Source organism: Martelella mediterranea, from assembly GCF_004342225.1.
Taxonomy (GTDB): domain Bacteria; phylum Pseudomonadota; class Alphaproteobacteria; order Rhizobiales; family Rhizobiaceae; genus Martelella; species Martelella mediterranea_B.
The window spans coordinates 19,611-40,388 of the sequence record NZ_SMAR01000029.1; the positions used below are offsets into that span (position 1 = coordinate 19,611).

The following is a 20,778-nucleotide window of genomic DNA, read 5'->3' on the forward strand; positions in this document are numbered from 1 at the left end:
TTTTGTGGTGTAGTGCACACCCTGCGGACCTCTTATTCGAAAGGTTCGCAGGGTTTCGTGCTCTTTAGGTCCAAGAAATCTGTGCAAAACGAACTCGAGGCTCGCGCATTGTCTCTTTGTGTTCCTATGATTCGGTCATGACAGATGTAAACGCGATGATTCTTGGGTGCGCCGGGCCGGAACTGAGCGCAGAGGAGGTTAGCTTTTTTCAAGAAGCTCAGCCCTGGGGCTTCATTTTGTTCGGACGCAATATCGAAACGTCTGAACAGGTGCGCCGGCTGGTCTCGGATTTGCGCGCGTCTGTCGGGCGCAAAGCACCTGTCTTCATCGATCAGGAGGGCGGTACAGTCAGGCGATTGCGCCCGCCAATGGTCGCAGACTATCCTGCCGCTTCCCGTATTGCCGGGCTTTATCGTCTTGATCGCCAGGCAGGCGTTGAGGCCGCCTGGGCTTGTGGTCGTCTGATTGCGGCCGACTTGTTGGCGCTGGGGATCAACTGTAATTGTGCGCCCGTTCTTGATATGCCGCCAGCGACCGGGTCTGGCTTTATGGCAGACCGTTCGTATGGGACTGATGTCGCACAGGTTGCCGCACTCGCAGGTGCTATGGCGAGAGGCCTTGAGGCTGGTGGCGTGCTGCCGGTCATCAAACATATTCCCGGTCATGGCCGCGGTCTTGCGGATTCACACAAAGAGTTGCCACGCGTTTCTGCCAGCCTTGACACTTTGAGATCGAGCGATTTTCTGCCTTTCAAGGCGCTGAGTGCGGCTTTGATGGCGATGACGTGTCATGTGGTTTTCGAGGCCATTGATCCTGAAAACCCCGCGACGACATCGAAGCGGGCTATCGAAGACATTATCCGAGACGAGATTGGTTTTGATGGCCTTTTGATCTCGGACGACCTTTCGATGAATGCGCTTTCGGGTGACATTGCCACGCGCGCTTTGGCCGTTGCTTCTGCGGGGGTGGATATCGTTTTGCATTGCAATGGCGATCTGGCGGAGATGAGCGCCGTTGCAGAGCGTGTTCCGCGCTTGCAGGGCAGAGCGTATCAACGCAGTGAAGCCGTTTTGAAAGCAGAGCCCGTTGCCGACGATACGGATCTTGAAGCCCTGCGGGCGCACCTCAACCGCCTTTTGACGATGGAATCGGGGTGATGCAGGAGCAGTTTTTTCCAGAGGCAGAAACGACGGCCGTCGCTATAAGCGACGCGGATGACAAGCGGCTGGTGATTGACGTTGGCGGTTTTGAAGGCCCTCTTGATCTTTTGTTGCATCTGGCGCGCACGCAGAAGGTTGATCTGTCGCGCATTTCTGTTCTGGCCTTGGCCGAGCAATATCTCAGTTTCATCGAAGAGGCGCGCCAGATCAGGATCGAACTGGCGGCTGACTATCTGGTTATGGCGGCCTGGCTTGCCTACCTGAAATCTCGGCTTCTCATACCGCGCAGGCCCAGTGATGAGGAACCATCCGGTGATGATATGGCGGCCACGCTTGCATTCCGGCTGAAACGTCTTGAAACGATGCGTGACGCATCGTCGAAGCTGGTTAATCGCAACCGGCTGGGTCGTGATATGTTTCAGCGCGGCGCGCCGGAGCATATCCCGGACGAAACCGGATCTGCTTTCAAGGCCACGCTCTACGAACTTCTGGAGGCTTATGCCAATCTTCGTCAGCGGCAAGCGGTGAGCGAAGTGACCATCCAGAAACGTCACGTATGGTCGCTTACAGATGCGCGTGAATTGCTGCAATCGCTGATCGGCGATATCGGCGAGTGGACAGTGCTTGACCGTTACCTGTTGCGTTATCTTAAATCCCCGGAAGAAATGCGAACGGCCATCGCCAGCACCTTTGCAGCATCACTGGAGCTGGTGCGGGAAGGACGGCTTGATTTGAGGCAGGACGGGGCTTTCGCACCGATCCAGATGCGGCGCGGAACCCGTAAACCTGTTTCCCTTCCACAATCAGGTGGTGAAGGGGAGGATAGTACGTGATCGGTGAGCGTGAAGACCTGCCGGAGGAAACAGAAGCCGAAACCGCAGATGCGCAGCAGTCAGCCTCGTTCAGTCCGGAGCTGAAGCTGGAGGCCGAACGTATTGCTGAGGCCCTAGTTTTCGCATCGTCTGAGCCTGTGAGCGAGGGGTATATTGAGGAGCGCATCCCTAACGGGATTGATGTTCCTGAGCTTATGCAATCGCTGAAAACGCAGTATGAAAACCGTGGGGTCAACCTCGTTCGCGTCGAAGATCACTGGGCATTTCGCACGGCGCCGGATCTTTCGTTTGTGCTCCACCGTGGCGAGCGCGAGGCCCGGAAACTCTCACGCGCTGCGCTCGAAGTCCTTGCGATTATTGCGTATCATCAGCCGGTGACCCGTGCTGAAATCGAGGAGATCCGCGGTGTTCAGACATCCAAAGGCACACTCGATGTGCTGATGGAAGCGGGCTGGGTGCGTTTTCGCGGACGAAGGCGCAGTCCGGGGCGCCCTGTCACCATGGGTACCACCCGTTCTTTTCTGGACCATTTCGGGCTGGAAGAGGTGCGCGATCTGCCCGGTCTGGAGGAGTTGAGGGGCGCGGGGCTTTTGTCCGGTCGCATTCCTCCTGATTTTCAGATTCCGCTTCCCCTTAATGACGACGATGATCTGGAAGAGAATGAAGATCCGCTTTCGGCTGCAGATATTGAAGAACTGGGCCTTTTGACACCGGGCAGTAAACATGATGAATAGGCTCTAGAATTAAGACCATCTCTGTCAATCGGCAGGCCTCGTGCCATTCCGTGTGGTTCTGGAGTCGATGAATGAATATAGCTGCGCGCAATGTCGGCGAAACCGGAAAGGCTGCCCGGCTCGGATTTGAGAATGTCGTGCACCGATATGGTGCAGACGATGTCGTGCGCAATGTATCTTTGACGGCCAATCCCGGCGAGGTGCTGTGCCTGCTTGGGCCGTCGGGTTCGGGGAAGAGTACGCTGTTGCGTATCGCGGCCGGGCTGGAAGTGCCGACGCGTGGTCGCTTGCTTATCAACGGGATCGAGGTGTCCGGCCCTTCCGTCTTTTTGCCGCCCGAGCGCCGTGGCGTTGGCCTTATGTTTCAGGATTTCGCTCTTTTTCCACACATGACGGTGGCGTCCAATGTCGCCTTTGGCCTGACAGCGACCCCGAAGCCGATGCGGGCACAAGTGGTTGATGATGCTCTGGCGCGTGTTGGCCTGATGGGTTACGGCGAAAAATACCCTCACATGCTTTCCGGTGGTGAGCAGCAGCGTGTAGCGCTTGCCCGTGCAGTTGCACCGCAACCTTCCGTTCTGCTGATGGACGAACCCTTTTCGGGTTTGGATTCCCGACTGAAGGATCAGGTTCGCGCGGAAACGTTGGCCGTTTTAAGAGAGACGGGAGCAACCGTCATTATCGTCACCCATGATCCTGAAGAAGCCATGGGCATGGCTGATCAGATAGCCCTTTTAAAAGATGGTGAGCTTGTTCAAGCCGGCCCGCCGCATATGCTGTTTAAACAACCAGCGAACCTTTTTGCTGCGTCTTTCTTCTCTGAAACCAATGTTCTGGATGTAAGTGTCGAGGCTGGTAAAGTCGATCTGCCTTTCGCCACGTTAACGGCGCCGGCAGGCTTTTCCGATGGTAAAGCCACAGCGGCTATTCGCCATTCGGATGTGCGTCTGAGGAATGAAGGCCGCGGTGATGCCGCAAAGGCTCACATTCTGCAGCGTCTTTATCTCGGGCGGTCTGAACATTTCGTTTTGCAGATCGACGGGCTTATTCAGCCCTTGCATGCACGTATCAGTGCCGGGCATATTGCAGAGAATGCGGAATCGGTTTTTGTTGAAGTGGCAAACACCGCGATTTTGCTATTTGAAAAACGGCCCTAAACGTCTTACACCAAAGGGCAAATGAACCAGGAGAATTGGACGTATGGGTAATCTCGGTATCTGGCAGTTGCTGATCATTCTTGCGATTGTCGTTTTGCTGTTCGGTCGCGGTAAAATTCCGGAACTGATGGGCGATGTTGCCAAAGGCATCAAGAGCTTCAAAAAGGGCATTTCCGACGACGAAGACAACAATGAAAGCGACGACAAGAAAAGCAAGACCGTTGAGCATAACGCTGACGAAAACAAGCAGGGCTGACGGCAACAGACAGGCTCTTTGAAGTCTGTCTGCAGGAGTATTTGAATGCTTGATATTGGCTGGACGGAGCTTCTCGTTGTAGCCATCGTCCTGATTGTCGTGGTCGGTCCGAAAGAATTGCCGCATGTCTTGAGAACATTCGGCAAGACGATGACAAAGCTGAGGCGTATGGCGACCGATTTTCGCTCGCAGGTCGATGACGCTTTGAAAGAAGCGGATATGGAAGACGTTTCGAGCGCTGTCCGCGATGTTCGAAAACTTAATCCTGCCAACCAGTTGCGTGATGCAATGAATCCTTTGCGGGAAACGGCAAGGGACATTCAGTCGGACCTCAAAAAGTCTACTTCACTCGAAAATAAGCCGTCTTCGGGAGCCGGTACACCCGATCTGCCGAAGCAGTCATACCCGACGCCGGGGAATGCGCCTGATATTTCCGGATCTGATATCTTCAGGCAGGCCCGTGACAGTGCCGAATCCAGTCAGGCAGATGGTCTGGTTTCCAAACGTCACGATGGCGGTCTTGTCAGCCAGCGCAAGTCTTACAAACCGGCGCCACGTCCGGTCAAAACCTCTGCCGGCAAAGGCAGTAGCCGCCGGAGGAAAAACTCATGAGCACTGAAGACGGGATTGACGACAAGCCGCAGCCGCTTGTCGAGCACCTGATGGAGCTTCGCAAACGCCTTGTCTGGTCGCTGGCAGCGTTCTTTCTGGGGTTTCTGCTCTGTTTCGCCTTTGCGAAAGACCTCTTTAATCTGCTGGTTCTGCCGTACAGGTGGGCTGTTATCTGGGCAGGTTTTGATCCTGCCAAGATGCAGTTGATTTATACCGCTCCGCAGGAGTTCTTCTTCACCCAGATCAAGATTTCTCTGTTTGGCGGTTTGCTTCTGGCGTTTCCTGTCATTGCGTTTCAGGTCTATAGTTTCGTAGCGCCTGGGCTTTATAAAAATGAGCGCTCGGCTTTTCTGCCGTTCCTTGTTGCTTCTCCGGTATTGTTCATCATCGGCGGTGCGATTGTTTACTTCTTCCTGATCCCGGTGGTGATGCTGTTTTTCCTGAACATGCAGCAGGTGCCTGAAGGTGGCGAGGTCGCGATTTCACTTCTGCCGAAGGTTTCGGAGTATCTGAGCCTGATCATGTCGCTGGTTCTGGCGTTCGGGCTTGTGTTCCAGTTGCCGGTGGTGACGACCCTTCTGGCCCGTGTGGGACTGACCTCTTCGCAATGGCTTGCCAAGCAGCGCAAGTTCGCCATTGTCATCGCTTTCATCATCGCGGCTGTGCTGACACCGCCCGATCCGCTGTCGCAGCTTGGTCTCGCTTTGCCGACCATCCTTTTGTATGAAGTTGCGATCTATGCGGCGCGTGTTGTCGAGCGTCAGCGTAGACGCCGTGAAGTTGAAGCCGAGGAGACGGAGGACGACGCCTGATAAGCGGGAAGGCTGATCTGTTTCCTGTTCAGACTTGTCCGGTTTTGTATTGCCTTGCGCCTTGCGCTTTGGCTGAGAGTTAGGCAAGAAGAGACCCGCTGTTCCAGCTCTGGTTCAGCGGTTCTTTTATTTTCAGAAAGCGGAAACGATGCTCGATATCAAATGGATTCGCGAAAACCCAGAAGCGCTTGATAAGGCGCTGGAAATCCGCGGTGCTTTGCCGCTCGCGGCAAAGGTTGTCGAACTTGATGAGAAGCGCCGCTCCGTTTTGCAAAAGCTTCAGGACATGCAGTCCAGACGCAACAGTGCCTCGAAAGAAATCGGTGCTGCGATGGGACGGAAAGATCTCGAGCTTGCAGAAAAGCTGAAAGCTGAGGTCGCCGATCTTAAAACCACGATGCCCGCCGTTGAAGACGAAGAGCGCATCGTTTCAGCCGAGCTGAATGACCTTCTGGCCGGAATTCCGAATATTCCTCTGGAAGACGTGCCGGTTGGTGAAGACGAGGATGACAACGTCGAAATACGCCAAGTTGGCCAGAAGCCCGGCTTTAACTTTCCGGCCAAGGAGCACTTCGAGATCGGTGAAGCGCTTGGTGGAATGGATTTTGAACGTGCATCGCATATGTCAGGCGCACGATTTACGGTGCTGACAGGCGCTTTCGCCCGTCTTGAGCGCGCGCTTGGTCAGTTCATGATCGACATGCATGTTCAGGAGCATGGCTATCTTGAAGTCAGCCCGCCCTTGCTGGTGCGTGACAATGCCCTGTTTGGGACAGGTCAGCTTCCGAAGTTTTCAGAGGATCTCTTCAAGACATCTGAAGATCGCTGGATGATCCCGACTGCTGAAGTTCCGCTGACCAATCTCGTCAGCGGTGAGATCCTGCCCGCGGAGAAGCTTCCCCTGCGCTACACCGCTCTGACCTATTGCTTCCGTTCTGAGGCTGGTTCGGCTGGCCGGGATACGCGTGGCATGCTGCGTCAGCACCAGTTCTTAAAATGCGAAATGGTTTCGGTTACCGATGCTGAGTCTTCGCTGGATGAACTGGAGCGTATGACGTCGGCCGCTGAAGATGTGCTGAAACGTCTGGGGCTGCACTACCGTGTTATGGCGCTTTCGAGTGGCGATATGGGCTTTTCGGCGCGTAAAACCTATGACCTTGAGGTCTGGTTGCCGGGGCAGAATACCTATCGCGAAATTTCCTCCTGCTCGGTCTGCGGTGATTTTCAGGCACGTCGCATGAATGCGCGTTACCGGGTGAAGGACGAAAAGCAGAACCGCTTTGTCCATACGCTGAATGGTTCTGGTGTGGCTGTCGGCCGGGCATTGATTGCCGTTGTTGAGAATTATCTGAATGAAGATGGTTCTGTCACAATACCCGAAGCGCTTCGGCCTTATATGGGCGGGATGACCAAAATCGAACCGCAGGGTTGAGTGATATGCGCATTCTTCTGACAAACGATGACGGTGTTCATGGCCCCGGACTGGCCGTGCTGCAGAAAGTTGCTGCAAAGCTATCAGACGATGTCTGGACCGTGGCGCCTGAGACCGATCAGAGCGGGCTTGCCCACTCTCTGACACTTTCAGAGCCGCTGAGGCTTCGCCAGTACGGTGAAAAGCAGTTTGCGCTGCGCGGAACACCGACTGATTGCGTGATCATGGCGGCCCGGGAGGTTCTGCCGGAACCGCCGGATCTGGTGCTATCGGGGATTAATTCGGGCGCTAACCTCGCGGATGATGTTACATATTCGGGAACCGTGGCTGCGGCGATCGAAGGAACCTTGCAGGGGGTGCGGTCCATTGCTCTCAGCCAGTGCGGCGATTACAGCAATGGCCGTCACTTTCCCTGGGAAGTCTCCGAAGAGCAGGCCGTGCCGCTTCTTCAGAAACTGATTGATCTGGAGTTGCCGCGCGGAACGTTGCTGAACGTCAATTTCCCATGCTGCAAACCGGAAGATGTTGCTGGCGTTCAGGTGACCGCGCAGGGAAAGCTGGAGATGGGCCTTGCGACCGAGAAACGTGTTGATGGTCGCGGCCTGCCTTACTACTGGCTTTGTTTTCAGGACCGCCTGAGCGAATTCAGCCATGGCAGCGACCTTCATGCTGTTGGTGAAAACTTTGTTTCCGTCACACCTTTAAAGCTCGACTTGACCGATTATGCGGTTCAGGAGAAGGTGAAACGTGCATTGGGCGCTTGACGCGTCCTCCAACCCATTAAGAGCGATTACCAGCGATGAGAGACCAGGAGCGGGAAGGTTTTGCTGCCCTCGTGATGCGGCTTCGTAAAAGCGGTGTGACCAACCTTGATCTGCTGACTGCGGTTGAGGCTACACCCCGTTCGCTGTTCACCCCGCCGCATCTGGTTCCTTATGCCTATAGCGGCCGCTCGCTGCCGATTGAGTGTGGCGCATTTATGGAAAGTGCTGATCTCGCAATCCGGCTCATTGACATTCTCAAGGTGAAGCCCGGCCAGCGTGTTCTCGAAATTGGCACAGGGTCGGGTTACACCGCGGCGATTATGGGCCGAATTGCCGAGCGCGTTTTGAGCGTTGATCGTTACAAAACGCTGGTAGAGCGTGCGCGCGAACGAATCGCTGAGCTTGAGCTCAAAAGTGTCGTCATTCGCCAGACTGACGGGCGCGAAGGTTTAACCGGGGAGGGCACATTTGACAGGATCCTCTACACGGCAGCCGTTCTTGAAATTCCGCGGGCCCGCGTCGAGCAACTGGTTTCCAATGGTGTGATTCTGGCGCCTGTCATTCAGGAAAATGCCCCGCCGCTGATGGTTCGAATGACGCGGATCGGCAGCCGTTTTGAGCGGGAGGACCTGTTTGAAGTTCCTTATCTCAATGTCGAGCGTGGTTTGGCAAAAGCGCTCTGAATCGGGCTTCTGATAACGCGGAAGGCTGGCATTTGTTGCCTTAAACCATCTAAATTTTAAATCAGAACCGATGCTTTAACCGTGCGGTAACTCTGTTGCGGTTAAAACCTGTGCAAGTTGAGTTCTAGCGTACAGGTCAGTTCATGCGTATTTCTGGGATGCCGGAAGTCGGCAAAGCTACACAAGGTTTTCTCCTCGTTTCGGCGCTTGCCATTATGGCCGCCGGTTGCACATCGCAAAGCGCGCGTATCGCCAGTTCGCCCGATAGCATGACCACCGGTTCAGTTGCACCTTCAACCGGTTACCAGAACATGGTGCCGCCTGCCAACGTCGGGTCGGGAGGCTATCAGGGGCTTCCTTCGCAGTCTTCGGGACAGGCGGTCGTGAGCCGTCAACCGATCAGCACGGCAACGACGGCTGGTTCCGGCGCGCGCATGGCCACGACGCCGGTTTCCGTTCAAAGCAACAACCTGCCAGTACCTTCGCAGTCACAGCAGACCGCAGCACTTGCACAGCCCGCCAATCCTGCGACGACCTACAGCAATACACAGGCTGTTGTCGGGCAGCCGAGTGCGTTGCCATCTCAGTCGAGCGATGCCAATGCAAAGCGCGTCGTGATGCGCTCCGATGAAACCCTGTCCGAATTCGCACGGCGCAATGGTGTCTCCGAGCAGGACATTCTGCGTGCCAACGGCCTGACAAGCACGAGCCAGGTGCGTCCGGGGCAGGTTCTTTATGTTCCGCTTGTCTCCGGTCAGTCTTCTGCAGCACAGACGGCAGCCCAGACGCCGGGCCTTACACCGGGCGCACCAGCGCCCGCACCTCAGAAACAATCTGATAACCGTGTCGCCGTGCTGCCAAGCACGCCAAGTACGCGGGATCGCGAAAGCAGCCGGTCAGCCAGCAGTGCATCCTCGCGCAATGGTGATACCGGGGCAGGCAGCGCCAAGCCACAGACGGCGTCCTCCGGCAGCGAGTACACCGTCAAAAGCGGCGACAGTCTCTACAAGATCGCGCAGGCTAACGGCGTATCGGTCGATGCTCTCAAACAGGCCAACGGCCTGACAACCGCCAATATCCGTATCGGTCAGCAGCTCGTGATCCCGACGGCCGGTTCTGTTCCGGCAGAGCCTGCAGCCAAAGTGCAGACTGCCGAGCTTGATACCAGCGCCAAGCCTCAGCCGCAAAAACAGGCCAGCGCGACGTCCGGTAGCCAGAATGGATCGTCTGCCGGAAATCCCGAGCCCTATCAGCCGCCGATTGCTGAAAGCAAAGAAGCCGTGGTGGAAGAGGTTTCCGTTCGCAGTGATGCCGGTGAAGCCGTGCCGGAAGGAACAGGAATCACAACCTATCGCTGGCCGGTTAATGGTGCGATTGTGGTTGGCTATGGTCAGGCTGATGGCGACGAGATCAGCGAAGGTATCGATATTTCAGTGCCTCAGGGCACGCCGATCAAAGCCGCTGAAAACGGCGTCGTTGTTTATGCTGACGACGGGCTGACGGACTATGGAAATGCAATTCTGGTGCGTCACGATGACGGCCGTGTCACCGTCTATGGCTACGCCGAAGAGCTGAAGGTCAAGCGCGGCGATCGTGTTCAGCGCGGGCAGACCATTGCCGTTTCTGGCATGACAGGCAAGGCATCCAGGCCGATGGTGCACTTTGAAGTCCGTGAAAATACCAAGGCAGTCGATCCGATGCCTTATCTGAACGGTTGAAGTTAAGCCTTTCAGCCATCTGCCGAAAATCAATTCACCTCCGTCATAGACGGAGGTGTTTTCTTTGGCGGCCTGCAATGTCTTGAATGAACTGCCAGGCGACGCGGCCTGATCTTCCGCCGCGTGTCGTCGCCCATGTCAGGGCTTCGCGGTGCAGCGTCTCCTGCTCGCTTTCGAGGCCGAAATGTCGGGCATATCCGTCAACCATGGCAAGATAGTCCTCCTGGCTGCACTTATGGAACCCGAGCCAAAGGCCGAATCGGTCTGAAAGGGAAACTTTTTCTTCGATTGCCTCGGAGGGGTTCACCGCGGTTGACCTCTCGTTTTCAATCATGTCACGCGGCATCAGGTGGCGGCGGTTGGATGTTGCATAAAGCAGGACGTTCTCCGGTCGTCCCTCGATCCCGCCATCAAGTGCCGCTTTGAGCGATTTATAGGCCGCATCGTCGTGGTCGAATGACAGGTCATCAGAAAAAAGCAGGAAGCGGCAATCCGATTGTTTGAGGATATCGAGAAGCGCAGAGAGCGTGCCGATATCTTCCCGGTAGATTTCCACAAGCTTCAGGCGATTCCCTGTTGTCGCGCTGATGTCGGCATGTATCGCCTTCACCAGTGAGGATTTACCCATGCCGCGTGCACCCCACAAAAGTGCATTATTGGCCGGATACCCTTCAGCAAAGCGCAGCGTGTTTTCATGAAGAATGTCGCGAACATGGTCGACGCCGCGGATCAACGAGAGAGAAACCCGATTCGGGGATTTGACGGACTCGAGGTAGTTCTGTTCAGGTTTCCAGATAAAACAGTCACTTGCGCTGAGATCGCTTGAACGGGAAGAGGGGCCCGCCATACGTTCCAGCGCGTCTGCAAGACGGCTGACTTCACGCAGGAGGGCTGTTGTCATTTTCTTGCCCACATTCTTCTCCCATGGTCTGGAACTAATGAATTTTGTGCCAGATTTTGCTTTTTTGCAGATGTTGCAAGGTCGATTTCGATGAAAAACGGCCACGCGCGCCGAAAAAGCTGCGTGGTGCCTAAAGCCATTGTTGCATTAAACAGGCCCGGACATATATACCGTCGGCACGTTTAACGGGCTTGGCCCGCATTCTTGGTTTGAGGAGTTTGACATAATGATCAACGAGGCTTTTGCCCAATCGGCAGGCGGCATGGGATCCGGTCTGGAAATGATTTTCCTGTTCGTCCCACTTATGGCGATCTGGTATTTTCTGCTGATCCGTCCGCAGCGCCGCCAGGCCAAGAAGCGGGAAGAAACGCTGAAGGCCATCCGTCGTGGTGACCAGGTCGTTACGGGCGGTGGTATTCTCGGTAAGGTGACGAAGGTCATCGACGATGCCGAGCTGGAAGTTGAGATTGCCGAAGGCGTCCGCACCCGTATCCTTCGCGCCTATGTGACCGATGTTCGCGTCAAGGGCGAGCCTGTCAAAACCGAAGACACCAAAGCCAAGTCCTGATCGCTGCTTTCAACGCGGTCGTCCGGCCGCATTGAAACAAGCGGAGACGGGCGGAAACTGGTACCGTTTCGGTATCTTCAAATTGACGCCCGTCTCGGATAGGTTTACCGGCGCCTTGTGGGGCCTGAACTTGCCTCACATCACGCGCATGCAACCGACGATTCGAGACCTTTATGCTGTATTTTTCCCGTTGGAAGACTTTGTTCATCTGGCTGATCGTGGCGATCGGCGTGGCCGTAGCTGCTCCTAACCTGTTCAGCGATCAGCAACTGGCCAAACTTCCAGGCTGGGTTCCAGACGGCAAAGTCACGCTCGGTCTCGACTTGCAGGGCGGCTCCTACATCATGCTGCAGGTTGACCGCAGCAATATCGTGCAGGACCGTCTGAACACGCTGGTTGACGATGTCCGCTCTGACCTTCGGGAAGCACAGGTCCGCTACACCGGGCTTTCAGGTTCAGGCGATACCGTGCAGGTGCGTATCACCGACCCCGCTCAGTATCAGGCCGCCACTGAGGCACTTAGCCCGCTCACTGAGCTGATTAACGCCGGCACGCTGAATGGTGGCTCGTTTCAGGAAGTCACTTTGTCGGATAACGGCCAAGGCCTGATCCGCATGACGCTGACCGACGCAGGGCTTGAATATCGCATGCGGTCTGCCGTTGCGCAGTCAATTGAGGTTATCCGCCGTCGTGTTGACGAACTGGGAACAACCGAGCCGCTGATCCAGCGACAGGGCGATGATCGTATCATCGTTCAGGTGCCGGGCCTTGATGACCCGCAGCGCCTTAAATCGCTTCTGAACCGCACCGCCAAGCTGACCTTTCACATGGTCGATACCTCCGTTTCCGCGCAGGATGCGATTGAAAGCCGTCCGCCAGCCGGTGATGAGCTGGTTTACTCCATGGATGATCCGCCGGTTCCCTATGTCATCGAAAAGCGCGCGCTGATTTCCGGTGAGCAGCTTGTCGATGCAAAGGCAGGATTTGATCAGCGCACCAATGAGCCGGTTGTGAATATCCGTTTCGATTCCCGCGGTGCTCAGCGGTTTGCGCAGGCCACGCAGCAGAATGTAGGCCGGCCTTTCGCGATTGTTCTCGATAATCAGGTCGTATCCGCTCCGGTTATCAATGAACCCATTCTCGGCGGGCAAGCACAGATTTCCGGCAGCTTCACCGTACAGGGCGCCAATGATCTCGCGGTTCTCTTGCGGGCCGGTGCTTTGCCTGCGACCCTGACCGTTGTCGAAGAACGAACTGTCGGCCCGAGCCTTGGCGCTGACTCTATCCGTGCCGGTGTCATGGCCTCCGTTATTGGTGCCGCGCTGGTCGTTGTCTTTATGCTCGGTTTCTATGGCATGTTTGGTCTGATGGCCAACGTCGCGCTGTTCTTCAACATCGTGCTTCTGGTTGCCGTCTTAAGTCTCATCGGTGCAACGCTGACACTTCCGGGTATTGCGGGCATCGTGCTCACCATCGGTATGGCCGTTGACTCCAATGTGCTGATTTACGAGCGCATTCGTGAAGAACGAAAGAACGGGCGCAGTGTTGTGCAGGCTGTCGATTCCGGTTTCCGGCGTGCTTTTGCAACGATTATCGACGCCAACCTCACAACCCTGATTGCGGCGGTCATCCTCTTCTTCCTTGGCTCAGGTCCGGTGCGCGGTTTCGCCGTTACCCTGGCTATCGGTATTATTACGACGATCTTCAGCGCCTTTTATCTGACCCGCTGGATGGTGTCTGAATGGGTGCGTCGCCGTCGTCCGAAGGAGCTGCCGAAAGGCATCCGGACGGCTATGTTCGACGGGATCAATTTCTCCTTCATGCAGTTCCGCCGCTATTCGTTCGCACTTTCCGCTGTTCTGGTTGTTGCCTCAGTGGTTGGTTTCGGTGTCCATGGCATGAATCTCGGTATCGATTTTACCGGTGGTTCCGTTGTTCAGGTCCAGTCGAAGGAAGGCTCTGCTGATATTGGTAAGATCCGTTCCGATCTTAATGAACTGAATATTGGAGCGATCCAGGCTCAGGGTTTTGGTACCGATAAGGATGTTGTGATTCGCGTTCAGTCCCAAGAGGGCGGGGCGAATGCAGAGCAGAGTGCGATCTCCAAAATCCGCGGTGCGCTGGAAAACAGTTACAACTTCGTCCGTGTCGAGGTGGTTGGTCCGGTCGTTTCCGGAGAGCTGACGCGATCGGCCACGATCGGTGTCCTGGCATCACTGATGGCGATCCTCATCTATATCTGGTTCCGCTTTGAGTGGCAGTTTGCCGTGGGCGCAATTATCGCCACAACACATGACGTGCTGCTGACGATTGGAATCTTCGTGCTGACCGGTGTCGAATTCAATCTGACCAGTATTGCGGCGGTTTTGACCATCGTGGGTTATTCGCTCAACGATACAGTGGTCGTTTATGACCGCGTGCGTGAAAATCTGCGGCGCTATCAGAAAATGCCACTGCCGGAACTGCTCGATATTTCGATCAATCACACTCTGTCGCGTACGATCCTGACAGCGGTTACCACGCTTCTGGCACTGGCTGCGCTTTACATTTTCGGCGGCGAGGTGATCCGTTCCTTCACCTTTGCAATGCTGTTCGGTATTGCGGTTGGTACCTATTCTTCAATCTATATTGCTGCACCGATCCTCATCGCCTTTAAGCTGCGCTCTGATACCTTCAAGAAGCGCGATGCCGAGGCTGCGGATGCAGCAGGCAAAGGCGCAAAGGTATAATTGATGGCACGCGGCATTGAGATCCGGGAAGCGCATTTTCCAGGCCGCGCGCCGATTGATACCTACGGTAATGGCGGATTCCGGTTCGCAGATATGTCTCATCGCGGCTCGCTTCTGTGTCTGCCTTCCGGCATTCACGGCTGGGATGTCGAAAGCCCTGAAGGGTTCTCGATCAATAGTTTCGAGATGATTCTGGCACAGGCCGATGAGATCGAAGTGCTTCTTGTCGGTACCGGGAATGATATGGTGTTACTGCCGCGCGATCTTCGGGCGGCTCTGCGCGAAAAAGGGATCGTGGCCGATCCGATGAACACCGGTGCTGCTGTGCGGACCTTTAACATCCTGCTGGAAGAATCGCGTCCGGTTGCCGCAGCACTGATTGCGGTATAACCGGGCTTTGTCACCGGGCGAAACGTTTCAAAAGGCACAATCGCGAAACCGCGATGAAACGGAGCATGACGATTGACTGAAGCCCCCGAAACAGAACAGATGCTTCTGAGGCAACTGCGTGCAACGGATCGGGATCGCTATCTTTCAACGCTGCTTGCGCCTGCCAATAAACGTCAGCCGCTTGCTGCCCTTTACGCCTTTAATGCCGAGATAGCCCGCGTTCGACAGCTTGTCAGCGAACCACTTCCAGGCGAGGTGCGTCTTCAATACTGGCGCGACATTCTGGAGGGCGAAGAACACGGCGCAACAGAAGCCAATCCTGTCGCTGCTGCGCTTCTGGAAGCCGCAGAGGCTTATTCTCTGCCGCGTCAGACGCTCATCAATATGACTGAAGCGCGGATATTTGATCTTTATGATGATCCGATGGGACGTGTTTCCGACTTTGAAGGATATGCCGGTGAGACGGCTTCGGCGCTGATCCAGCTCGCAAGTCTTATCCTTGGCCCGGATCTGGCTGCCAGTCACGCAGAGCATGCCGGTCACGCAGGGGTGGCGCAATCTGTTGCCGGGGCCATTCTGCTTCTGCCCGAGCACCACGCGAAGGGGCAGGTGTTCATTCCCTCGGAAATTCTCTCAGCCACTGGACTGACGCGCGAGAGTTTTCTCAAAGGCGATGACAAGGAGCGTATTGGCAATGCGATACGGGCCTTCGTTTCGTTCGGTCGTCAGCACTTCGACAGTTTCAGAAAGCAGGGCGCTATTGCGGCGCCGCTCATTCCGGCATACCTTCCGATGGTATCCTGCAAACGCGTATTTTCAGATGCTGAGCGTTGCGGTGCTGGTTGTCTGGAAAAGGCCCTCCAGCCGCCTCAATGGCGCAGACAGCTTATGATGATGCGGTCTTTGCTGTTTCGTAAGTTTTAGTCGGTACTATTTTCGTGTGATCCGGCTGCGCCGGGTCACAGAGATAATGCGTCGCATCGGAAAATTGTCCTCGGTTTCGAACGAGTGCTTTGCCCCACCGGTTCGGTTGCATCCTTTCGGGGAGGAGGTTGTACATGGACATTATCATGTGGGTTTTCGTGATTGCGCTTTTAGGCGGTGTTGCCTATTTCCTGTTCGGTCCCAAGAAACGTGAAGATAAAGAATCCGCCTTTTCAAAAGATGAGGCACATGAATGGGCATCGCGTGAGTTTCGCCGTGCCGTAGCAAATGAGAAAGTCGTTGCTGTTATTGCTGATGAAGACTTCGAAGCCTTCTTCCTGAAGCTGGAGAATGGTGGTTTCGGCATATATCGGTCAAGACGCGGCAAAGGACAGGCTTTAAAGGTAGAACCGGGCGAGTATCGGCTGCGCGCGCTGGACGAGCCTAATGGCCTTCAGGTCGACTTTCCGGAACATGATTTCTTCAGCGGTAACTACTTTTTTGAGACCGAGGAAGATGCCGCTGACGTATCGACGTGGTTTCTGAACGCGCGCTGAAATCAATCAGAGTTCCAATGGAACAGCCGTGCTTCAAATCGACAGAATGACATGGTGTTCGGCAAAAGCTGATACAAAAACGGGCGCGATCACAGCGCCCGTTTTATAAGTTCATCAGTCTTTCACATGCAGCGCTTGCTTGCAGCTCAGTCGCCCAGCCATGCTTTGCAGGCATCCAGCGCACGCTTCGCCATCAATTGCTTTTTAACAGACGATTTTGCTTTCCCGCGTGGCTTTTTGCCGGTTTCCGGATCGATCAGACTACCCGGCTCAAGTTCAGGGAAGAGCCCGAAATTTACATTCATAGGCTGGAAAGAGCGTTTGCCTTTTTCTTCCTCGTGGGAAATATGACCGCCGGTGACATGGGCCAGGAGCGCACCAAGGGCCGACTCAGGTGGTGGTGCAACCGGCGCATGGCCAAGCCGCTCGGCCGCTGCAAAGCGCCCGGCGAGAAGGCCGATGCTTGCACTTTCCACATAACCCTCGCAGCCTGTAATCTGTCCTGCAAACCTTAAGCCCGGACGGCCCTTGAGTGTCAAAGTACCATCGAGCAGTGTCGGTGAGTTGAGGTAGGTATTGCGGTGCAGGCCGCCCAGTCGCGCAAATTCCGCATTCTCCAGACCGGGGATCATACGAAAAATATCTTTTTGCGCGCCATAACGAAGCTTGGTCTGGAAACCAACCATATTATAGAGCGTACCCAATGCATTGTCCTGCCTGAGCTGAACCACTGCATATGGCTTGACGGTCGGATTGTGCTGGTTGGTCAGCCCCATGGGTTTCATCGGGCCGTGGCGCAGCGTTTCCCGCCCGCGTTCTGCCATGACTTCAATCGGCAGGCAGCCATCGAAATAGGGCGTGCCTTCCCATTCTTTGAACTCTGTCTTGTCACCGGAGATCAGGGCATCAATGAAGGCATTGTACTGGCTCTCGTCCATCGGGCAGTTGATGTAATCCTTGCCCGTGCCGCCCGGACCGATCTTGTCATAGCGCGATTGATACCAGGCTGTTTCCATGTCGATCGTATCGCGATGAACGATGGGCGCGATCGCATCGAAAAAGGCGAGTGCTTCCTTGCCGGTCCTGGCCTGAATGGCTTCGGCAAGGGCAGGGGCCGTGAGCGGGCCCGTGGCGATAATTGCCTGGTCCCAGTCTTCCGGTGGAAGCGCCATAATCTCTTCGCGAACAATCGTGATCAGAGGGTGTTTGGCAAGCTGTTTGGTGACGGCATCGGAGAAACCGTCGCGATCCACTGCAAGAGCGCCGCCAGCGGGAACCTGATGCGCATCGGCTGACGCCATGATCAGAGAACCGGCAAGGCGCATCTCAGCATGAATAACACCCACGGCATTGCTGGTTGCATCATCAGAGCGAAATGAGTTGGAGCAAACCAGCTCGGCAAGGCCGTCGGTCTTGTGGGCTGCTGTCTCTCGTGTACCGCGCATCTCATGAAGTATGACGGGAATCCCGGCTTTCGCGATTTGCCACGCAGCCTCGGAACCGGCCAGACCGCCGCCTATGACATGAATTGGGTCTGTAGTGGTGTTTTGCTCGGTCATGATGTGTAAACCTGTCTCTAAAAGCGCCGTTTTTTGGGGATCTGTCCGGGCCGCTCCTGCTATTTCGGAAGCGCTCAAGCCTTGGTGATCGCCGTTTTTCTTGATGCAAGCCAATGCCAGATCAATGCCCCTGCGTCGAGAGGCGCCCGCGATATTGTGATCGTTGGTGTGTCCTTCATCGAACTGTGTTTCTCTGCGGTATCCGGAGGTGGGTTCAGTCGTGCGATGCGTCTGGCTGAATTGTTTTTTCTCTTTTCTGGTTCCGTCAACTGATTGTCACAGTCCCACCTTTAAAATCCCTCCAACAAATAGCATTCATCAAGCCGTTGAAAGGTCAGAAACTTTCACTATGGTGTGGAAGAGTTGTCTACCCGATGGCTTTTGGAGGACCATGCTCTCTGAAATGAGAAACGTGCATCTTGCTGAGGAAAATCCACGGAAACCGGTGCACTTGATTTAGGTCATGTGCTCATCCGCCCTGCTGATGGATAAAACAAATCGATTTAATTGCCACTTTGATTTCGAAAAGGGGAAATCGACATGGAACAGATTACGCCCGATAGCGTCCAGAATATTCTGGGCCCTGAAGAGCTGGATCTTATGAACAGACACTGGCAGGCGGCGAACTACCTGTCCGTCGGTCAGATCTATCTGATGAATAACCCGCTTCTGAAAGAATCGCTTCAGGAAGAAGATGTTAAGCCGCGCCTTCTCGGTCACTGGGGTACGACGCCGGGTCTGAACTTTATTTATACGCATCTGAATCGCGTCATCAAAAAGAATGACGCCGACATGATCTACATTTGCGGTCCCGGTCACGGTGGCCCCGGCCTTGTCGCGAACGCATACATCGACGGTACGTATACCGAGGTCTATCCGGAAATCACGGAAGACGAGACGGGTATGCAGAAGCTGTTCAAGCAGTTCTCCTTCCCCGGTGGTATTCCCAGCCACGTCGCACCGGAAACCCCCGGATCAATCCATGAAGGCGGTGAACTTGGTTATGCGCTCGTGCACGCATTTGGTGCTGCCTACGATAACCCTGATCTGATTGTTGCATGCGTTGTCGGCGACGGTGAAGCTGAAACCGGCCCGCTGGCCGCTTCGTGGCATTCCAACAAATTCTTAAACCCGATCAATGATGGTGCTGTCCTCCCTATCCTGCACCTGAACGGGTATAAAATCGCCAACCCGACTGTTCTGGCCCGTATGACCAAGAAAGATCTCACCGATCTCTTCAAGGGTTATGGCTATGAACCCTTCTATGTCGAGGGCAATGAACCTGAATACATGCATCAGCGCATGGCAGAAGTCATGGATGAGTGCTACGCACGTATCCGCGACATTCAAAGTGCAGCCCGCGCCGAAGGCACCTCTTATGAAATGCCCCGCTGGCCGATGATCATCCTGCGCAGCCCGAAAGGCTGGACCGGTCCGAAGTTTGTCGACAACAAGAAGGTTGAAGACTTCTGGCGTTCGCATCAGGTTCCGATTTCCGCAGCACGTGAAAATGCCGATCACCGCAGCCAGCTTGAAGACTGGATGAAGAGCTACGCTCCGGAAAACCTGTTCGACGAGAACGGCAAGCTGCTCCCTGAGCTCAAGGCGCTGGTTCCCGAAGGCAATCGCCGCATGAGTGCGAACCCGCACGCCAATGGCGGTGTTCTGCGCAAAGAGCTGAATATGCCGAACTTCCGTGATTTTGCGATCCCGGTTGAGCAACCCGGCCAGATCATGACCTCGGCGACCAAGCAGCTTGGCACGCTTCTGCGCGAAGTGATGCGATTGAATGCGGATGAACGCAATTTCCGCATCATGGGCCCTGATGAAACGGCTTCAAACCGACTGCAGGACGTTTTCGACGTCACAGAACGTGTCTGGATGGCTGAAATCAAGGACTATGACGAAGGTGTGGCCCGGGATGGCCGTGTCATGGAAGTCCTGAGTGAACACCTTTGCCAGGGGTGGCTGGAAGGCTATCTGCTGACAGGTCGTCACGGCTTCTTCTCATGCTACGAAGCCTTCATTCACATTATCGACTCGATGTTCAACCAGCATGCAAAATGGCTGAAGACAACCCAGCATATGGCATGGCGCAAGCCTATTTCCTCGCTGAACTATCTTCTGACATCGCATGTCTGGCGTCAGGACCATAACGGCTTCAGCCATCAGGATCCGGGCTTTATCGATCATGTGGTGAACAAGAAGGCTGACGTTGTCCGCACGTATTTCCCGCCGGATGCCAATACGCTTCTGGTTGTTGGTGATCACATCCTGCAGACATACAACCGCGTCAACGTCATCGTTGCCGGCAAGCAGCCACAGCCGCAGTGGCTGACCATCGACGAGGCTGTTGTGCATTGCGATGCCGGCCTTGGCGAATGGAAGTGGGCTGGCAATGTTCCCGAAGGGTATGAGCCTGATGTTGTGATGGCCGCTGCCGGTGACGTTCCCACGCTTGAAATGATGGCGGCTGTTTCGCTTCTGCGCGAACATCTGCCGGATATGAAGGTGAAAGTCGTCAACGTGGTGGATCTGATGGCGCTGCAGCCGAAGGAAGAGCATCCGCATGGTCTGCGTGATGCTGACTTTGATGATCTGTTCACGCTCAATAAGCCGGTGATCTTCGCTTATCACGGCTATCCCTGGCTGATCCATCGTCTGGCTTACCGCCGTCACAACCACAACAACATCCATGTTCGTGGTTATGTTGAAGAGGGTACGACGACCACGCCATTCGACATGGTTGTCCAGAACAGGCTCGACCGTTACCATCTCGCTATGGATGCGATTGAGCGGGCAGGCGGCTTTGGTGAAAAAGGCGCTGCCGCATTGAGCTACTTCAAAGAAATGCGTGAAAAACATCACCATTATGTTCGCGAGCATGGTCAGGACATGCCGGAAGTTCTCAACTGGAAATGGCCCTATCCCAAGGGCTGATCCATTTCCCTGAAATCTGCGCATCGCGAGGGCTTTTAATGCCTGAGCG

The 20,778-nt window shown here is 55.2% G+C and carries 20 protein-coding genes; 18 read left to right on the forward strand and 2 right to left on the reverse strand.

The window, feature by feature from the left end:
• Positions 1 to 137: 137 nt before the first annotated feature.
• From nagZ to EDC90_RS15760, 11 genes are all read left to right on the forward strand, one after another.
• Positions 138 to 1,157 (forward strand): beta-N-acetylhexosaminidase, encoded by a 1,020-nt coding sequence (gene nagZ, locus EDC90_RS15710; RefSeq protein WP_132313315.1) that lies wholly within the window; start codon positions 138 to 140, stop codon positions 1,155 to 1,157.
• Complete coding sequence (locus tag EDC90_RS15715) at positions 1,157 to 1,993, forward strand: segregation and condensation protein A (RefSeq protein WP_132313317.1); 837 nt, start codon at positions 1,157 to 1,159, stop codon at positions 1,991 to 1,993. The genes nagZ and EDC90_RS15715 overlap by 1 nt, the downstream gene beginning before the upstream one ends.
• Complete coding sequence (gene scpB, locus EDC90_RS15720) at positions 1,993 to 2,727, forward strand: SMC-Scp complex subunit ScpB (RefSeq protein ID WP_132313364.1); 735 nt, start codon at positions 1,993 to 1,995, stop codon at positions 2,725 to 2,727. Before EDC90_RS15715 ends, scpB begins: the two co-directional genes overlap by 1 nt.
• A 71-nt stretch (positions 2,728 to 2,798) precedes the next feature.
• Entirely contained in the window at positions 2,799 to 3,884 is a 1,086-nt protein-coding gene (locus tag EDC90_RS15725; RefSeq protein ID WP_132313319.1) for an ABC transporter ATP-binding protein, read from the forward strand.
• 43 nt (positions 3,885 to 3,927) lie between these two features.
• A complete protein-coding gene (locus tag EDC90_RS15730; protein ID WP_132313321.1) occupies positions 3,928 to 4,140 on the forward strand; it encodes a twin-arginine translocase TatA/TatE family subunit in 213 nt (70 codons plus the stop codon).
• 45 nt (positions 4,141 to 4,185) lie between these two features.
• On the forward strand, positions 4,186 to 4,752 hold the full coding sequence (gene tatB, locus EDC90_RS15735) for a Sec-independent protein translocase protein TatB (protein WP_132313323.1): 567 nt from the start codon (positions 4,186 to 4,188) through the stop codon (positions 4,750 to 4,752).
• Entirely contained in the window at positions 4,749 to 5,564 is an 816-nt protein-coding gene (tatC, locus tag EDC90_RS15740) for a twin-arginine translocase subunit TatC (RefSeq protein ID WP_132313325.1), read from the forward strand. Before tatB ends, tatC begins: the two co-directional genes overlap by 4 nt.
• Positions 5,565 to 5,712: 148 nt before the next feature.
• On the forward strand, positions 5,713 to 6,996 hold the full coding sequence (serS, locus tag EDC90_RS15745) for a serine--tRNA ligase (RefSeq protein WP_132313327.1): 1,284 nt from the start codon (positions 5,713 to 5,715) through the stop codon (positions 6,994 to 6,996).
• Between the two features lie 5 nt (positions 6,997 to 7,001).
• Positions 7,002 to 7,760 (forward strand): 5'/3'-nucleotidase SurE, encoded by a 759-nt coding sequence (gene surE, locus EDC90_RS15750; RefSeq protein ID WP_132313329.1) that lies wholly within the window; start codon positions 7,002 to 7,004, stop codon positions 7,758 to 7,760.
• Between the two features lie 35 nt (positions 7,761 to 7,795).
• Complete coding sequence (locus tag EDC90_RS15755) at positions 7,796 to 8,443, forward strand: protein-L-isoaspartate(D-aspartate) O-methyltransferase (RefSeq protein WP_132313331.1); 648 nt, start codon at positions 7,796 to 7,798, stop codon at positions 8,441 to 8,443.
• Positions 8,444 to 8,586: 143 nt separating this feature from the next.
• Positions 8,587 to 10,161, forward strand: coding sequence for a peptidoglycan DD-metalloendopeptidase family protein (locus EDC90_RS15760; RefSeq protein ID WP_132313333.1), 1,575 nt, complete (start codon positions 8,587 to 8,589; stop codon positions 10,159 to 10,161).
• A gap of 43 nt (positions 10,162 to 10,204) precedes the next feature.
• On the opposite strand, the gene EDC90_RS15765 is transcribed toward EDC90_RS15760, so the two are convergent.
• Positions 10,205 to 11,062 carry an ATP-binding protein gene (locus tag EDC90_RS15765; protein WP_132313366.1) on the reverse strand — a complete coding sequence of 286 codons (858 nt, stop codon included), beginning with the start codon at positions 11,060 to 11,062 and terminating at the stop codon, positions 10,205 to 10,207.
• A gap of 223 nt (positions 11,063 to 11,285) precedes the next feature.
• On the opposite strand from EDC90_RS15765, the gene yajC reads away from it, so the two are divergent.
• From yajC to EDC90_RS15790, 5 genes are all read left to right on the forward strand, one after another.
• On the forward strand, positions 11,286 to 11,630 hold the full coding sequence (gene yajC, locus EDC90_RS15770; protein ID WP_132313335.1) for a preprotein translocase subunit YajC: 345 nt from the start codon (positions 11,286 to 11,288) through the stop codon (positions 11,628 to 11,630).
• Positions 11,631 to 11,803: 173 nt separating this feature from the next.
• Positions 11,804 to 14,359, forward strand: a complete 2,556-nt coding sequence (gene secDF / locus EDC90_RS15775) for a protein translocase subunit SecDF (protein ID WP_132313337.1) — start codon at positions 11,804 to 11,806, stop codon at positions 14,357 to 14,359.
• Positions 14,360 to 14,362: 3 nt separating this feature from the next.
• Positions 14,363 to 14,749: an Mth938-like domain-containing protein gene (locus tag EDC90_RS15780; protein WP_132313339.1), complete on the forward strand. Its 387-nt coding sequence runs from the start codon at positions 14,363 to 14,365 to the stop codon at positions 14,747 to 14,749.
• Between the two features lie 72 nt (positions 14,750 to 14,821).
• The gene (locus tag EDC90_RS15785) at positions 14,822 to 15,673 is read left to right on the forward strand and encodes a phytoene/squalene synthase family protein (RefSeq protein WP_432420013.1); all 852 of its coding nucleotides are present in this window, start codon (positions 14,822 to 14,824) and stop codon (positions 15,671 to 15,673) included.
• Between the two features lie 134 nt (positions 15,674 to 15,807).
• Entirely contained in the window at positions 15,808 to 16,230 is a 423-nt protein-coding gene (locus EDC90_RS15790; RefSeq protein ID WP_132313341.1) for a hypothetical protein, read from the forward strand.
• A 146-nt stretch (positions 16,231 to 16,376) separates the two neighbouring features.
• On the opposite strand, the gene trmFO is transcribed toward EDC90_RS15790, so the two are convergent.
• A complete protein-coding gene (gene trmFO, locus EDC90_RS15795) occupies positions 16,377 to 17,789 on the reverse strand; it encodes a methylenetetrahydrofolate--tRNA-(uracil(54)-C(5))-methyltransferase (FADH(2)-oxidizing) TrmFO (RefSeq protein ID WP_132313343.1) in 1,413 nt (470 codons plus the stop codon).
• Positions 17,790 to 17,870: 81 nt separating this feature from the next.
• Here trmFO and EDC90_RS15800 point away from each other — a divergent pair, with 81 nt between their 5' ends.
• Both EDC90_RS15800 and EDC90_RS15805 read left to right on the forward strand, forming a co-directional pair.
• Positions 17,871 to 18,062, forward strand: coding sequence for a hypothetical protein (locus tag EDC90_RS15800; protein WP_132313345.1), 192 nt, complete (start codon positions 17,871 to 17,873; stop codon positions 18,060 to 18,062).
• 267 nt (positions 18,063 to 18,329) lie between these two features.
• Positions 18,330 to 20,729 carry a phosphoketolase family protein gene (locus EDC90_RS15805; protein ID WP_132313348.1) on the forward strand — a complete coding sequence of 800 codons (2,400 nt, stop codon included), beginning with the start codon at positions 18,330 to 18,332 and terminating at the stop codon, positions 20,727 to 20,729.
• Positions 20,730 to 20,778: the final 49 nt, after the last annotated feature.